This is a genomic window from Streptomyces sp. AC627_RSS907 (assembly GCF_019049165.1).
This window is the reverse complement of record NZ_JAGMUE010000049.1, coordinates 98,387-113,971: the sequence shown is the minus strand read 5'-3', so window position 1 is coordinate 113,971 and position 15,585 is coordinate 98,387. Positions and strand designations below refer to the sequence as shown.

Below are 15,585 nucleotides of genomic sequence, written 5' to 3'. Positions count from 1 at the left end.
GCCCGTAGACCCTTCATCGTCCAGCCCCATCACCCCCAGCCCCATCACCCCAGCCCCATCACCGCCCACTCCCACCACCGCCCACGGAGGCCCGGATGACCGGCAGTACGCCTGCTCCCTTCACCGCAGACGACTATCGGGCCCGCATGGACCGGGCCGCCCGCGCGGCCGCCGACGCCGGACTGGCCGGGCTGCTGGTGGCGCCGGGACCGGACCTCGTGTGGCTCACCGGCTACGCGCCCACCGCGGACACCGAACGGCTCACCCTGCTCGTCCTCGCCCCGGACCGCGACCCCGTCCTCGTCGTCCCGACGCTGGAGGCCCCCGACGCCGCGAAGGCCGCCGGCGCACCGGCCCTGACCCTGCGGGACTGGACCGACGGCAAGGACCCCTACGCCGCCACCGCCGCCCTCCTCGACGCCACCGGGCGCTTCGGCATCAGCGACAACGCCTGGGCGATGCACCTGCTGGCCCTCCAACGGGCCCTGCCCGGCACCGCCTACGCCTCCCTCACCGAGGCGCTGCCCATGCTGCGCGCCGTCAAGGACGCGGCGGAGCTGGAGCTGCTCGCGGCGGCGGGCGCGGCGGCGGACGCGGCGTTCGAGGAGATCCGCGACGTCTCCTTCGGCGGGCGCCGGGAGTCCGAGGTCGCCGCCGACCTCGCCGGTCTGCTGCGGCGGTTCGGGCACTCCCAGGTCGACTTCACCATCGTCGCCTCCGGGCCGAACGGCGCCAACCCGCACCACGAGGTCGGCGACCGGGTCATCCAGGAGGGCGACATGATCGTCCTCGACTTCGGCGGCCTGAAGGACGGCTACGGCTCCGACACCTCCCGCACCGTCCACGTCGGCGCCCCCACCGACGAGGAGCGCCGGGTGCACGACCTGGTCCGTGCGGCGCAGGAGGCGGGCTTCGCCGCGGTGCGCCCCGGTGCCGCCTGCCAGGACGTCGACCGGGCCGCCCGCGCGGTCATCTCCGACGCCGGGTACGGCGAGTACTTCATCCACCGCACCGGGCACGGCATCGGCGTCACCACGCACGAGCCGCCGTACATGATCGAGGGCGAGGAGCAGCCCCTGGTGCCCGGCATGTGCTTCTCCGTCGAGCCCGGTGTCTATCTGCCCGGCCGGTTCGGGGTCCGCATCGAGGACATCGTCACCGTCACCGAGGACGGCGGCCGGCGCCTCAACAACACGACCCGGGAGATGGTCATAGTGGAGTGACCGGCGAGAGACAGACCCCGAACGCCCGGCAGACCTGGAAGACGACGGCGCGACCATGACCCAGGCACCGACCCCGAGTGCGGACACCGTCCGCCGGCTGGTCCGTTCCCTGCTGGGCGAGGGCACGGAACCCGACGTCCGGCCCGTCGCCGCGGGCGCCGAGCCCGCCACCTGGTGGGTCGGCACCCGGCACGTGCTGCGCCTGGCACCCGACCGCGGGGCCGCGGTGCGGCAGCGACGCGAACTGCGCCTGCGCGACCTGGTCCGCCCGTACGTCTCCGTCGCGGTGCCGGTGAGCGTGGCGCACGGCGAGTGGGCGCCGGGGCTGACCTACACGCTGGACACCAAGGTGCCCGGCGGGTCGGGAGAGGGCCACGAGGTGTCGGCCCTCGGCGAGGCGGATCTCGCGGCGCTGCTCACCGGACTGCGCGAGGTGCCGGCCCGCCAGGCCGAGACCCTCGGCGTGCCCCGGGCCGCCCCGCGCACCCTGGAGACGCTGCGCCGGGCCGCCGAGCGCGCCGCCCGACGCCTCGCCGAGTCGGACGAGTTCGACCCGGCGCGGCCGGAGCGGCTCACCGCGACGGCGGCCGCCCAGCTCGGCGCCCAGCCCGGTACGGCGGTCCTCGTCCACCACGGCCTGGCCGGCGAACACCTCGTGGTCGGCGCGGACGGCCGGGTGCGCGGTGTCCTCGGCTGGGCCGACGCGGTCCTCGGCGACCCGGCCGAGGACATCGCCGCACTCGCGGCCTCGGTCGGCTCGCCCGCCGCCGTCCGCGCCGCCACCCTCGCCGGCTACGGCGCCCGGTCCTGCCTGCGGGGCCTGTGGCTGGCCCGCTGCGACACGGTCGTCCAGCTCGCCGACGCCCTCTGTGGACGGTCGTCCGCACCGGCCGTGCCCGTGTCACCGCTCAGGACCCGGCTGCGCCGCGCCTGGGAACCGATCCTGCTGGAACGGGTGACGGAACTGCGCGAGGACGCACCGGACGACACCGCCACCTGAGCACCGCGCCCCTCACTCCTGTACGAGGACCGCGCTCGACTCGGCCGGTACGCGCAGCACCCCGTCCGCGCCCGGCGCCCGCACGGGCTCCCACGCGGCCAGCACCCGCGCGGGACGGTTACCCAGGGGGATCAGAGCCGGTTCCGGGCCCAGGTTGACGGCAACCCGGATGTCCCCGCGCCGGAAGGCCAGCCAGCGGGCCTCCCCGTCGAACGCCACCCGGGTGTCGGCGAGGTCGGGGTCGGTCAGGTCCGGCTGCTCGCGGCGCAGGGCGATCAGCCGCCGGTACCAGGCCAGCACGCGCGCGTGCGGCTCGCGTTCCGGCTCGGACCAGTCGAGGCAGGACCGTTCGCGCGTCGCCGGGTCCTGCGGGTCGGGCACGTCCTCCTCCTTCCAGCCGTGCGCGGCGAACTCCCGCCGCCTGCCGCGCCGCACCGCCTCGGCGAGCTCCGGGTCGGTGTGGTCGGTGAAGTACTGCCACGGCGTGCCCGCCGCCCACTCCTCGCCCATGAAGAGCATCGGTGTGAACGGCGCGGTCAGCGTCAGCGTGGCCGCGCAGGCCGCCAGGCCGGGGGAGACCAGCGCCGCCAGGCGGTCCCCCCGCGCGCGGTTGCCGACCTGGTCGTGGGTCTGGCTGTAGCCCGTCAGCCGGTGCGCGGCGATCCTGCCCCGGTCCAGCGGGCGGCCGTGACCGCGGCCCCGGAAACTGGAGTGGGTGCCGTCGTGGAAGTAGCCCCGCGTCAGCGTCTTGGCGAGCGCCGCCAGCGGATCCCGTGCGAAGTCGGCGTAGTAGCCCTGCGACTCCCCGGTCAGCGCGGTGTGCAGGGCGTGGTGGAAGTCGTCGTTCCACTGCGCGTGCACGCCCAGCCCGCCCTCCGCGCGCGGAGTGATGATCCGCGGATCGTTGAGGTCGGACTCGGCGATCAGGAACAGCGGGCGCTCCAGCTCGGCGGCGAGGCCGTCCACCGCGGCCGACAACTGCTCCAGGAAGTGGCACGCGCGCGTGTCGACGAGGGCGTGCACCGCGTCCAGTCGCAGACCGTCGATCCGGTAGTCCCGCAGCCACGCGAGCGCGCTGTCCACCAGGAAGGCCCGCACCTCGTCCGAGCCGGGCGCGTCCAGGTTGACGGCGTCACCCCAGGGCGTGTGGTGCGTGTCGGTGAGGTACGGGCCGAAGGCGGGCAGGTGGTTGCCGGACGGCCCCAGGTGGTTGTGCACCACGTCCAGGACCACGCCCAGACCGAGTTCGTGGGCCCGGTCGACGAACCGTTTCAGCGCCTCCGGCCCGCCGTACGGCTCGTGGACCGCCCAGGGCGAGACCCCGTCGTACCCCCAGCCGTGCCGGCCGGGGAAGGGGCACAGCGGCATCAACTCGACGTGCGTGACGCCCAGTGCGGCGAGGTGGTCGAGCCGCTCGGCGGCGGCGTCGAGCGTGCCCTCGCGCGTGTACGTGCCCACGTGCAGCTCGTACAGGACCCCGCCGGGCAGCGGGCGCCCGGCCCAATCCGTACGCCACGCGTACCGCCCGTGGTCGACGACCGCGCTGAGCCCGTCCGGGCCGTCCGGCTGCCGGCGCGAGCGCGGGTCCGGCAGTACCGGCCCGTCGTCCACCGCGAAGCCGTACCGCGACCCGTCCCGCGCCTCGGCCCGGACGCACCACCACCCCGGCCGCTCCGGATCGCGTTCCAACGCGCGCGTGGCGCCGTCGCACCGCAACGTCACTCGGCCGGCCTGCGGTGCCCACACCTCGAACTGCACGGACGGTTCCCCTTCGTCTGCTCACCGTGATGTAGCCCGTCCATGGTCCAGCAAAAGTGATCGGTCCGCTGGTGAAAACCCCCGTTCGCGGCAGGTGTCGTGCGACACCGCGCGGGTGGCGGCCGTACGGCACGCGCGCGTGGCGGTCGTTTCCCGGTTTCTGGACACTCCGGCCCGGCTGACCGACAATCAGCTGCGTGACGTCGTCCTTCGAGTTCAACACGTACCCCGCTCGGTTGTCCGACGCGGAGCGCGACAAGGCGCTGAAGGTGCTGCGGGACGGCGTCGCCATGGGGCGCCTCTCGCACGACACCTTCATGCGCAGGATGGAGCTGGCGTTCGCGGCCCGCCGCTCGGAGGAACTCGCCGCGCTCACCGCCGACCTGCCCACGGAGAGCAGGGTGTCGCGGCTGGTGTTCGGCACCGTCGAGGCGGTGTCGGGATTCGGCGTACGGCTGCGCAGGGCCTGGCAGGCCGAGCGGCTGCCCAAGCTGCTCCTGCCCCACCCCGGCACCGGTCATCCGCTGCGCATAGGGCGCGATCCGGCGAGCGGGCTGCGGCTGACCCACGAGACGGTTTCCCGTGTGCACGCCGAGCTCAGCCGCCAGGGCGGCATGTGGGTGCTGCGCGACCTCGGTTCCACCAACGGCACCACGGTCAACGGGCGACGGGTCATCGGCGCGGCCGTCGTCCGCGAGGGTGACCAGATCGGCTTCGGTCAGATGGCGTTCCGCCTCGCGACGTCCTGAGCCGCGCCACGGCTCTGGCCTGGGCTTAACTGTGTGTTCCGTGTCCTTGGAGGGCACAGCCCTTTGCCTCGCACGGTGTTGACGTACCCCCCGGTTCGTGACTGACTGTGCGTACACCGCGCACGCCAGGTGAACCGACGGCTCGAACCGTGGAGGTGTGCCCTGCCGCCCCTCCTTCGCTACCCGACCGTGGACGAGCTGGGCGCCCGGGCCGCCGCACTCGTCGCCCGCCACCCCCGGCACGCGCGGCTGCGCCGCGTCGGCACCTCCCGCGCGGGCACCCCGTTGCACCTGCTCTCCGTCGGGCACGGCAGTCGCCAGGCCCTGGTCGTCGCCGGACCGCACGCCAACGAGCCCGTGGGTGGCGCCACCGTCCTGCGGCTGGCCGAGCGGGCCCTGGCCGACCCCCGGCTCACCGAGGGCGCCGACGCCACCTGGAACCTGCTGCTCTGCGTCGACCCCGACGGCCTGCGCCGCAACGAGGGCTGGCTGTCCGGCCCGTACACCCTCGGCCGCTACGCCCGGAACTTCTTCCGGCCCGGCTTCCTGGAGCAGCCCGAGTGGCTGCCCGACGGCCCGGACCGCGCCGCGCTGCCGGAGACCCGTGCCCTGCTCGGACTCCAGGACGAACTGCGGCCCTTCCTGCAGTGCTCCCTGCACGGCGTCGACGTCGGCGGCGGCTTCGTGGAGGTGACCCACGACCTGCCCGGCCTCGCCCAGCGCATCGCCCACACCGCGGCCCGGCTCGGCATCCCCCGCGAGCTCGGCGCCTACGACACCCTGTACTGGCCCGATCTCGGACCGGCCGTCTACCGCATCCCGCCGCCGAGCCGTGGTGACCTCACCGCGGCCATCACCGAGGCCGCCGTCGAGTCGACCTGGTGCCACCCGCAGCGGTACGGCACCGTCACGGCGGTCGTCGAAGCGCCCATGTGGGGCGTGGCCGCCGTGGCGGACGGCTCGTCACCGGCCGACCGGGACGCGGTGCTGCGCTCCGTGAGCCGCACCCTCAGACACGACACCCGGCGCCTGCGCCGCGTCCTCGCCCGGGCCCGCCCCCACCTCACCGCCGTCCCGGAAGCCGACCGGCTCCTCGCACCGGTCGACGACTACCTGCTGGTGTGCCCCAGGCTCGCCGACGCGTGGGACCCCGACACGGACGACGGGTCGGGCCGCACCCTCCCGCCGATGAGCACCGCCCACCTGGCCGCCCTGCGCATCGCCGGGCGGCGCCTCGCCCTGCGCACCGCGGGACTGCTGCACCAGGTGGTGACCCGTGCCGGGAGCGATCCGGCCGGCGTACTGCCGGAGCTGGAACGGCTGGTCGACGAAGGGTGTGCCGACTACCGCGACGGCTGCGCGGCCCGCTGGATCCCGGTGGCACGCCAGGTCGAGTACCAGACACGGGTCGTTCTCGCCGCGTTCGAACTGGCCGGGCGGCGCGCGACCGCGGGCTGCCGTTCGGGTGAGCCGGGCTGGGGCACCGAGCCCGCCACCGTGCCGACGCACCGGGACTGACGCCCCTTCCGACACGACCGGCCGACGTCCGCGACGCCCCCGCCGCGACGCCGCGCCGATGGCGGCTCCTGCGCCGACGGCCGCGCTCCCGTGCCGATGGCGGCTCTTGCGCCGGCGATCTCTCCCGCGCTACAGGTCTCTCCTGCGCCGACGGCCGCTCTTGCGCCGGCGACCTCTCCCGCGCTGCAGGTCGCTCCTGCGGCGGCGGTCGCTCCTGCGTCGACGGCCGCTCCCTCGCTACGGGTCTCTCCTGCGCCGGCGGCCGCTCCCGCGTCGATGGCCGCGCTCCTGCGCCGGCGGCCGCTCCCGTGCCGATGGCGGCTCTTGCGTCGGCGATCTCTCCCGCGCTACAGGTCTCTCCTGCGCCGACGGCCGCTCTTGCGCCGGCGACCTCTCCCGCGCTACAGGTCTCCCCTGCGGCGGCGGTCGCTCCCGCGCCGACGGCCGCTCCTGCGCCGACGGCCGGAAGGCGTACGCGCGCACGGGCGCACGGGCGCGTTCCGCACCCGCCGGTCAGGCCCCGTCCCCCTCCACGGCCCCCACCTGTTCCAGCAGCGCCACCGGCATCCCGGCGAAGAGTTCCTCCACGCGCGCGTGGCCCTCGAACTTCCGTCCGGCAGTCAGCGTGTCGGCCCACCGGCCCGGCGGCAGCGGCAGCGTCGTCCCGCGCCAGCCGCCGGCCTCCGCCAGCCGCAGCGACAACCGGGTCACGGCGGTCAGGACCTCCCCGGAGCGGGCGAACGCCACGCAGTGCGCCGCCGCCGGGCCCTCGGCGGACAGCGGTTCGTACGTCGCCGCGTGGCCGAAGGCCTCGGGCCGCCGCGCGCGCAGCGCCAGCGCCGCCCGGGTGACCGCCGCCTTGTCCCCGGGCCCGGCGGGCGGGAAGTCCACCGGACGGCGGTTGTCCGGGTCCACCAGGGCCAGGTACTCGCCCTCGGTCCCCTGGTAGAGGTCCGGCACTCCGGGCATCGTCAGATGCGTCAGGGCCGTACCGAGGACGTTGGCCCGGATGTGCGGCTCCAGGGCGTCGCGGAAGGCGGCCACCCGCTCGCCCGGCGCCCCGCACGGTCCCGCGGCCACGAACCGGGCCACCGCCTCCTCGTACGACGGCTCCCGTTCCGTCCAGCTGGTGTACATCCCCGCCTCGCGCACGTGCTTGAGCAACGCCTCCCGCACGCGCTCGCCGTCCGCCGGCCCCAGCCCGAACACCGTCTGCCAGGCCGCCCACGCCACCTGCGCGTCCGGCCCGCCGTCACCGGTGCGGGTGACCTCCGCCAGGACGTCCGCCCAGCGCCGCGGGCACTCGGTGAGCACCGCCAGCGCGGCGCGCACGTCGGCGCTGCGCTTGGTGTCGTGGGTGGAGACGACCGTGCCGGTCGCGGGCCAGTCGCGCTGCACCCGCGCGCAGTAGGCGTGGAACTCCACCGGCGACAGGGCCGGGCTCCCCGGATCGCCGCCGACCTCGGTCGCCGACAGCAGGGGCACATAGCGGTAGAACGCCGTGTCCTCGACCGACTTGGCGCGCAGCGCCGACGCGGTCTGCGCGAACCGCGTCCCGAACTCGACGTGCTCGGGCCCGGTCCCGTACCGTCCCAGCACCAGGCCCCGTACGACGTCCACCGCACCGGCCTCCTCCGGCACCGTGAAGGCGAGCCGCGCCTCGGCCGCCGCCTCCTCGGTGACGACCGACGCCGCGTCCACCGACGCGTACGGCCGGTACACCTCCAGCCGGACCAGCAGCTCCCGCAACGCCGTGCGCAGCGCCCACGGCGCCCGGTCGCGCAGCGCGGGTTCCGGCGAGGCGACGCACAGCCGGTGGGCCACCCGCGTCAGCCGGTCCAGCTCGGTGGCCAGCTCGTGCGTGAGCACCTTGTACGCCGCCCGCCGCACCGTCGCCGCCCAGTCCCCGCCCCGGTCCGTCTGCGGGGCGGCGAACCCGCGGTACGAGCCGAGGAGTTCCCCGTACCCGTCGGGGTCCGTGAAGAGCCCGTCGACGTGCCGCAGGGCGTCGTAGCCGGTCGTGCCCGCGACGGGCCAGGCGGCGGGCAGCCGCTCCCCGTCCGCCAGGATCTTCTCCACCACCGTCCACCGGCCGCCGCTCGCCCCGTGCAGCCGCCGGAGGTAGGTGTCGGGGTCGGCGAGTCCGTCGGGGTGGTCGACGCGCAGCCCGTCGATCACGCCCTCGTGCAGCAGCCGCAGGACCGTGGCGTGCGTGGCCTCGAACACCTCGGGGTCCTCCACCCGTACCCCGATCAGCTCCGAGATGCTGAAGAAGCGCCGGTAGTTCAGCTCCGTGCGGGCCAGCCGCCACCACACCGGCCGGTACCACTGCGCGTCCAGGAGCTGCGGCAGCGGCAGGTCCGTGGTGCCGTCCCGGAGCGGGAAGGCGTGGTCGTGGTAGCGCAGCACGTCGCCGTCGACCCGGAGCTCGTCCAGCACCTCGCCGACCGGGGCACCGAGCACCGGCAGCAGCACCTGGCCGCCCCCCGCCTCCCAGTCGATGTCGAACCACCGCGCGTACGGCGACTTCGGCCCCTCCCGCAGCACCTCCCACAGGGCGCGGTTGTGGCGGGGGGACATCGCCATGTGGTTCGGCACGATGTCCACCACCAGGCCGAGACCGTGCTCCCGCGCGGTGCGCGCCAGCGCCCGCAGCCCCTCCTCGCCGCCCAGTTCCTCCCGCACGCGCGCGTGGTCCACGACGTCGTAGCCGTGGAGCGAGCCCGGGACCGCCTCCAGGACGGGGGACAGGTGCAGGTGCGACACGCCGAGCGAGGCCAGGTACGGCACGGCCGCCGCGGCGGCCCGGAAGGGGAACCGGGGCTGCAGTTGGAGCCGGTACGTGGCACGGGGGGTCACCGGGGCCGTGGGGGACGCGGGCAGCGTCGGGTCGGGTCGCTCAGGTGTCATGGAAAGCTACGTACCCGCCCCGCGGCCTTTCGTGTCATCGGCCCCTCCCACGGGCGTACCCGCGCGTGGCCGGCGGTCGCCGCTCTCGCCGCGTGCTCCCACCGGGCTGCCGACGCCGTCACCGGCCGTGCTCGTCGTGCGGGCCGGCGTCACCCGTGACGCCCAGCCGTGGGCACCACCCACCCGGACCGGCGCGAGCACCGGCGCCCCGTCGACGCCGTACACCCGGCGGCACACCGGAACGGTCCTCCACGCGCGCGGAGAGGCCGTTCCGGTGGCACGGCTCCCTAGACGGGCCGCCGCAACACCGTCAGGCTGCGGTCCACCAGGGTCAGCCGGTCCCCGGCCTGCACTTTCGCGCCCTCGCCCGCGGGGACACCGTCCGTGCGGGCGGTGTCGACCACCACCTGCCACTGCCGGCCGTGGTCGAGCGGCACCACGAAGTCCAGGGGTTTCGGTGAGGCGTTGAACATCAGCAGGAACGAGTCGTCGGCGATGCGCTCCCCGCGCGCGCCGGGTTCGGAGATCGCGTTGCCGTTGAGGAACACCATGAGCGCCGAGGCCCGTGCCGAGTTCCAGTCCCGCTGGGTCATCTCCGCCCCCTCCGGGGTGAACCAGGCGATGTCCGACAGCTCGTCGTGCGTGCCCTCCACGGGACGTCCGTGGAAGAAGCGGCGCCTGCGGAAGACCGGGTGGTCCTTGCGCAGCCACACCATCGCGCGCGTGAACTCCAGCAGCGCGGTACCGGGTCCGTCGCCGTCGGGCCACGCCACCCACGCCAGCTCGTTGTCCTGGCAGTAGGCGTTGTTGTTGCCCCGCTGGGTGCGGGCGAACTCGTCACCGTGGCTGATCATGGGCACGCCCTGGGACAGCAGCAGGGTGGCGATGAGGTTCCGCATCTGGCGCGCCCGCAGCTCCAGCACCGCCGGGTCGTCGGTGTCGCCCTCGGCACCGCAGTTCCAGGAGCGGTTGTGGCTCTCGCCGTCCCGGTTGTCCTCGCCGTTGGCCTCGTTGTGCTTCTCGTTGTAGGCCACCATGTCGTGCAGGGTGAAGCCGTCGTGGCAGGTGACGAAGTTGATCGAGGCCAGCGGGCGGCGGCCGTCGTCCTGGTAGAGGTCCGAGGACCCGGTCAGCCGTGAGGCGAACTCGGCCAGCGTGCGCGGCTCGCCGCGCCACAGGTCGCGCACCGTGTCCCGGTACTTGCCGTTCCACTCGGTCCACAGCGGCGGGAAGTTGCCGACCTGGTAGCCGCCCTCGCCCACGTCCCACGGCTCGGCGATCAGCTTGACCTGTGACACCACGGGGTCCTGCTGCACCAGGTCGAAGAACGACGACAGCCGGTCCACCTCGTGGAACTGCCGGGCCAGGGTGGCGGCGAGGTCGAAGCGGAACCCGTCCACGTGCATCTCGGTGACCCAGTACCGCAGCGAGTCCATGATCATCTGGAGCACGTGCGGGGAGCGCATGAGCAGCGAGTTCCCGGTCCCCGTGGTGTCCATGTAGTAGCGGGGGTCGTCGGTCAGCCGGTAGTACGACGGGTTGTCGATCCCCTTGAAGGACAGCGTCGGGCCCAGGTGGTTGCCCTCGGCGGTGTGGTTGTAGACGACGTCGAGGATGACCTCGATCCCGGCCTCGTGCAGTGCTTTGACCGCCGACTTGAACTCCAGCACCTGCTGGCCGCGGTCGCCCCAGGAGGCGTACGCGTTGTGCGGCGCGAAGAAGCCGATCGTGTTGTAGCCCCAGTAGTTGTTCAGGCCCATGTCCACCAGGCGGTGGTCGTTCACGAACTGGTGCACCGGCATCAGCTCCAGCGCGGTCACCCCCAGCTCGGTGAGGTGCTCGATGAGCGCCGGGTGCGCGAGGCCCGCGTAGGTGCCGCGCAGCTCCTCGGGGAGCCCCGGGTGCCGCATGGTCAGGCCCTTGACGTGGGCCTCGTAGATCACCGTGTGGTGGTACTCCGTCCGGGGGCGCCGGTCGTCGCCCCAGTCGAAGTACGGGTTGACCACGACCGACGTCATCGTGTGCGGTGCCGAGTCCAGGTCGTTGCGCCGGTCGGGTGCGTCGAAGTGGTAGCCGTACACCTCCTCGCCCCACCGGATCGTGCCGCTGATCGCACGCGCGTACGGATCGAGGAGCAGCTTGGCGCTGTTGCAGCGCAGTCCGCGCTCCGGGGCGTACGGGCCGTGGACGCGGTACCCGTACCGCTGCCCCGGCATCACGCCCGGCACGTACGCGTGCCGCACGAACGCGTCGCTCTCCCGCAGTTCGACCGCGGTCTCCGAGCCGTCGTCGTGCAGCAGACACAGCTCTACTCGGTCCGCGGCCTCCGTGAAGACCGCGAAGTTGGTGCCGGCGCCGTCGTACGTGGCACCGAGTGGATACGCCTCTCCAGGCCAGACCTGCATGGACACGACTCTTTCAGGTGTGGGGCGCCGTCGCGGACGCCTTGGCTCCGAGTCTCCCGGAAGTCTCCCCGAAAGTGAGGCGACCACCTAGCACGTACGTCCTCCTACCCACCCGTCGGCGTTCCGCTCGGTACGCGCCCCGCGGCGGGCGCGAGGGATTCTTCCCCGCACCGTGCGGCGTCACCGCTATGAATCCGCTCACTCGCCGGTGTCCGGCCGACCGGAACCGCCCCGTGCGCCAAGCCCGTTGGGAAAACGGGCCTGCCCATCAGGCTGCACCGCGGACCGCTCCCGGAGTACCCTTCCTTGATCGTTGGGACGGGGTCTGACCGGGAGTGCTCCCAGGGAGCGGAAGGCGGTGCGCGGGTGGGCTCGGGAGGGCTGGAGCCGCCCCCTGGTGACGAGGGTCACGAGGGGAACTCCACGGACGTCCCGCCCGGTGCGGTGTCCCTGGCGCGGCCCATGAACGCGGGCGCGATCGGTCCGGAACTGGACTGGGACGCCGACGCCTGGCACGAGGTGCGCACGCGCGCGCAGCGGGCGGGCCGGGCCTACATCTGGCTGAACCTCGTCGAACAGCGGCTGCGCGCGGTCGTGGCCGCCGTCCTGCGACCGGTCTACGAACCCGTCCACGGCGACGACTGGGTGGTCGCCGCGGCCGGACCGGCCGGCCAGGAGTGGGTGCACCGCGCCGTCGCCGTCCGCGAGGTCAGCCGCCGCAAGGGCTACCTGCTCGACCCGGCCGACGACAACGTCCTCAGTTTCCTCACGCTGCCGCAGCTGCGCGAGCTGATGGTCCAGCACTGGCCCTGCTTCGAGCCCTATGTGGACGAGCGCCGGGAGGTGGAACTCGCCCTCGACGAGCTGGAGGTCACCCGCAACGTCGTCTCCCGCAACCGGGCGCTGTCCGAGGCCGTGCTGAACCAGGCCGAGCGGGCCTCGGCGCGGCTGCTGGAGGTGCTCGGCGCGGGCAGCGACGTGCCGTCCACGCGCAGGCTGCCGGTCGACGCGGTGGAGGACCTGGTCGGCGACCGGTACGCCGACGTGGTCGCCGTGCACTCGGACCGGGTGCGGCTGCTGCGCCAGTTCCCGGCCGAGGACCTCTTCGGCAGCGCCCGCCGCGTGGACGCCCTCGGTATCGGCCTCAACCTGCTGGTGCAGAACTTCTCCGGCCGCCGCCTGCTGCGGCTGGCCGAGTCCGGGGGCCGGGTGCGGCTGCTCTTCCTCAACCCGGCCTCCAGCGCGATCAAGCGCCGCGAGCGCGAACTGGGCATCAAGCGGGGCGAGCTGAGCCGCGCCGTCGAGATGAACATCCTGCACATGCGGCGGGTGCGGGCCCGCCTGCGGGACCCCGGCGCGTTCGAGATCCAGGTCTTCGACGAGACCCCCCGCTTCACGGCCTACCTCGTCGACGGGGACGGCGCCGACGGCATCGCGGTCGTGCAGTCCTATCTGCGTCGGACGCGGGGGATGGAGGCGCCGGTACTCGTGCTCCGCAACGGGCGGAACGGCGGAAAGGTCGTGAAATCGGACCAAGTCGACGAACGCGGCCTTTTTCCCACCTATCGCGAGGAGTTCGAGCTGATGTGGGCGGATTCGCGACCGGTGTCGTGAGGGCCGTCGCGGCGCCGGTCCGGGCGTAGGCGGAATGCGCTCCTCCGATTGTCAGTGGCCCGTGGCAGGGTGGAGACCACTGGGGGAACGCACCACCAAGAAGGGGGACCGCCCATGGGCCGGTACGGGGAGCCGCTGATCGGCTTCGACCTGGAGACGACGGGCACCGATCCGCGCGGGGCGCGCATCGCCACGGGGGCGGTGGCCGTGGCCGGGGTCAGGGGCGGGGAGCCGCTGGGCCGCCGGGAGCGGCCGGCCGATCCGGATGTGGGGATCCCGGCCGACGCGGTGGTGAAGCGGGGCGTCGGCAACGAGCGGGCGGTCACCGAGGGCTGCCCCGCCGGCCAGGTCGCCGACGCCATCGCCGGAGTGCTCCTGCCCGATCCGGTGGCCGAGGGCAGGGTTCCCGCCCGCGTCGGCGTGGTGGTCGCGTGATGGGCTGGATCACCGGGCCCTTGGCGGCCTTCGACCTGGAGACCACGGGTACGGACGTCGAGACCGATCGCATCGTCACCGCGGCGGTCGTGCGACTGGAGCCGGACGGCGCCGTCTCGGCGGAGCGGACCTGGCTGCTCGATCCCGGGGTGGTCATACCCGAACAGGCCTCGGCGATCCACGGTATCTCGACCGACCACGCCCGAGAGCACGGGGCATCGGCCTCGTCCGCGATCGAGGACATCACACAGACCGTGGCCGACGCCCTGAGCTCGGGGACACCGCTGGTCGTGATGAACGCGCGCTACGACTTGTCCTTGCTGGACCGTGAGTGCCGGAGGTACGGGCTGCAGTCGGTCGGCGAGCGACTGGGGATCGTCCCCTCACCGGTCATCGATCCCCTGGTGATCGACAAGTACGTCGACAGGTACCGGAAGGGCACGCGTGCTCTGCACGCGTTGTGCGCGCACTACGGAGTGTCGCTCGAAGAGGCACACGACGCGAGAGCGGACGCGGTGGCTGCCGCCCGTGTGGTGCAACGCATGGCGGAGAAGCATCGGCTCGTCGGGACGATGTCCTTGGCGGACCTGCACGACCTCCAGGTGCGAGCGGCGGCCGCACAGTCGGCCTCCTTGCAGGCGTACCTGCGCCGGAGCACGAACCCGACGGCCGTCGTCGAGTCGGCCTGGCCGGTCATCCCGCGGCCGGCCGGAGTACGGGGGCAGGGCGGCGGCACGGCGGCAAGGCGGTGACGCCCCGTCCGCAAGCATCGGCGGACCATGCCCCACTCGGGGTGAGACGGACACCGCCGATGCTTCTGCCTCACCCCACCTCGCCACCCGTCCGGGACCGGCGGACGTCATTCCGACGAGTTCCACGGCACATACCAGGCCACGTACGGCGCGCACCCGGACATCACGAAGACACGAAGGGCGCCTGAGGGCCGAGCCCCTCACTGGCCGCAGTGCCTCCTCGTGTGCGCGAGCCGGAAGTCCGACGGAGCGACCCCGTACGCCTTGCGGAAGGCGCGGCTGAAGTCAGCCGCGTGACGGAACCCCCACCGGGCGGCGATGGCGCTGATGGGGTGCGTGGCCAGGTGAGGAGCGGTGAGGTCGGAGCATGCCCGTTCGAGTCGTTGCTGCCGTATCGAGGCGGCCACCGTGATGCCGCGCTGCTGGAAGAGACGTTGAAGGTGACGTCGGGAGATGTGGTGCTCGGCGGCGACCAGTTCGGGAGACAACTCGGGGTCCTCCAGGTGTCGCTGGATGAAGTCCTGGACACGGACGAACAGGCTGCCGTGAGCCCCCTCCGATGTGGGTTCCTCGCTCGCGTGCGTACCGAGAACCCCGGCGAGGAGTTCCAGCAGGACGCCGGAGAGCCGGTGCGCCTGCGCGGCGGAGAAGCTACCGGGGTGGCGCAGGAGGTCGACGAGCAAGCGGGACAGTGTCAGCCCGAACACGTTGTGCTGCCGCAGGGGCGTGACCATCAGCGAGTCCATCAGGTCGGTCGGCAGCGGGACCAGTTCCTTGGGGATCTGGAGCCGCAGGGCCACCAGGGACGAGGGCACCACATCGGGACGCCGGCGGGCGCGAGGGGCGTCGGCGTGGATCACGTGGGGACAGGAGGTGTCGGCCAGGAACATGTCGCCGGGGGTGAAGACCCTGCGGCGGGTCGGGTCCCCCAACTTCAGTTCTCCTTGCAGGGGCAGCACGAGGTGGTACTGGTCCGGCTCGGCCGCGGCCACGTGGCACGGCGTGCCCGCTGCCGCCGGCGACTGGGCTAATCGGAGGAGTCTGAGGGCACCGAGGTCGAGTCTGTCGGCCAGCGAGTGGAGGTGCTCCGGAGAGTCGATGGCCAGATGGGACGGCCAGGGCATCGAGTTGATCTCGTCATCCCACTGGTCGAACGTCTCGGACGTGGGCAGCTCATCGATACTCAATCGATCGGCTTGCATGTGTTGCACACCTTCCCCC

Annotated in this window: 10 protein-coding genes and 1 pseudogene; 7 read left to right on the top strand and 4 right to left on the bottom strand. The window is 73.4% G+C overall.

Annotation, left to right across the window (positions count from 1 at the left end; genetic code table 11):
* Positions 1-95 precede the first annotated feature (95 nt).
* Entirely contained in the window at positions 96-1,223 is a 1,128-nt protein-coding gene (locus tag KUM32_RS13770) for an aminopeptidase P family protein (protein WP_217142147.1), read from the top strand.
* 55 nt (positions 1,224-1,278) lie between these two features.
* Positions 1,279-2,223, top strand: coding sequence for an aminoglycoside phosphotransferase family protein (locus tag KUM32_RS13765; RefSeq protein WP_217142146.1), 945 nt, complete (start codon positions 1,279-1,281; stop codon positions 2,221-2,223).
* Positions 2,224-2,235: 12 nt separating this feature from the next.
* Here the strand turns inward: KUM32_RS13765 and treZ are convergent, their stop codons facing one another.
* Positions 2,236-3,981, bottom strand: a complete 1,746-nt coding sequence (treZ, locus tag KUM32_RS13760) for a malto-oligosyltrehalose trehalohydrolase (protein ID WP_217142145.1) — start codon at positions 3,979-3,981, stop codon at positions 2,236-2,238.
* 197 nt (positions 3,982-4,178) lie between these two features.
* Here treZ and KUM32_RS13755 point away from each other — a divergent pair, with 197 nt between their 5' ends.
* Both KUM32_RS13755 and KUM32_RS13750 read left to right on the top strand, forming a co-directional pair.
* The gene (locus KUM32_RS13755; protein ID WP_217142144.1) at positions 4,179-4,730 is read left to right on the top strand and encodes a DUF1707 and FHA domain-containing protein; all 552 of its coding nucleotides are present in this window, start codon (positions 4,179-4,181) and stop codon (positions 4,728-4,730) included.
* 189 nt (positions 4,731-4,919) lie between these two features.
* Positions 4,920-6,248, top strand: a complete 1,329-nt coding sequence (locus KUM32_RS13750; protein WP_217142143.1) for a M14 family zinc carboxypeptidase — start codon at positions 4,920-4,922, stop codon at positions 6,246-6,248.
* Between the two features lie 513 nt (positions 6,249-6,761).
* Here the strand turns inward: KUM32_RS13750 and treY are convergent.
* Both treY and glgX read right to left on the bottom strand, forming a co-directional pair.
* Positions 6,762-9,158: a malto-oligosyltrehalose synthase gene (gene treY, locus KUM32_RS13745; RefSeq protein ID WP_217142142.1), complete on the bottom strand. Its 2,397-nt coding sequence runs from the start codon at positions 9,156-9,158 to the stop codon at positions 6,762-6,764.
* Positions 9,159-9,445: 287 nt separating this feature from the next.
* Positions 9,446-11,563 (bottom strand): glycogen debranching protein GlgX, encoded by a 2,118-nt coding sequence (gene glgX / locus KUM32_RS13740; RefSeq protein ID WP_217142141.1) that lies wholly within the window; start codon positions 11,561-11,563, stop codon positions 9,446-9,448.
* Between the two features lie 366 nt (positions 11,564-11,929).
* Between glgX and KUM32_RS13735 the strand changes: the two genes are divergently transcribed.
* From KUM32_RS13735 to KUM32_RS13725, 3 genes and pseudogenes are all read left to right on the top strand, one after another.
* Positions 11,930-13,177, top strand: coding sequence for an SAV2148 family HEPN domain-containing protein (locus KUM32_RS13735; protein WP_217142140.1), 1,248 nt, complete (start codon positions 11,930-11,932; stop codon positions 13,175-13,177).
* Positions 13,178-13,291: 114 nt separating this feature from the next.
* A pseudogene (locus KUM32_RS13730) lies at positions 13,292-13,626 on the top strand (hypothetical protein); the annotation flags it as partial.
* Positions 13,612-14,364, top strand: a complete 753-nt coding sequence (locus tag KUM32_RS13725) for an exonuclease domain-containing protein (protein WP_217142139.1) — start codon at positions 13,612-13,614, stop codon at positions 14,362-14,364. The pseudogene KUM32_RS13730 and the gene KUM32_RS13725, both read left to right, overlap by 15 nt.
* 200 nt (positions 14,365-14,564) lie before the next feature.
* On the opposite strand, the gene KUM32_RS13720 is transcribed toward KUM32_RS13725, so the two are convergent.
* A complete protein-coding gene (locus KUM32_RS13720) occupies positions 14,565-15,566 on the bottom strand; it encodes a helix-turn-helix domain-containing protein (RefSeq protein WP_217142138.1) in 1,002 nt (333 codons plus the stop codon).
* Between the last annotated feature and the right edge of the window lie 19 nt (positions 15,567-15,585).

Bases quoted from the DNA above. Each gene is read 5' to 3' on its own strand.
- KUM32_RS13770 (WP_217142147.1), top strand. From the start codon at position 96: ATGACCGGCAGTACGCCTGCTCCCTTCACCGCAGACGACTATCGGGCC.
- KUM32_RS13765 (WP_217142146.1), top strand. From the start codon at position 1,279: ATGACCCAGGCACCGACCCCGAGTGCGGACACCGTCCGCCGGCTGGTC.
- treY (WP_217142142.1), bottom strand. From the start codon at position 9,158: ATGACACCTGAGCGACCCGACCCGACGCTGCCCGCGTCCCCCACGGCC.
- glgX (WP_217142141.1), bottom strand. From the start codon at position 11,563: ATGCAGGTCTGGCCTGGAGAGGCGTATCCACTCGGTGCCACGTACGAC.
- KUM32_RS13725 (WP_217142139.1), top strand. From the start codon at position 13,612: ATGGGCTGGATCACCGGGCCCTTGGCGGCCTTCGACCTGGAGACCACG.
- KUM32_RS13720 (WP_217142138.1), bottom strand. From the start codon at position 15,566: ATGCAAGCCGATCGATTGAGTATCGATGAGCTGCCCACGTCCGAGACG.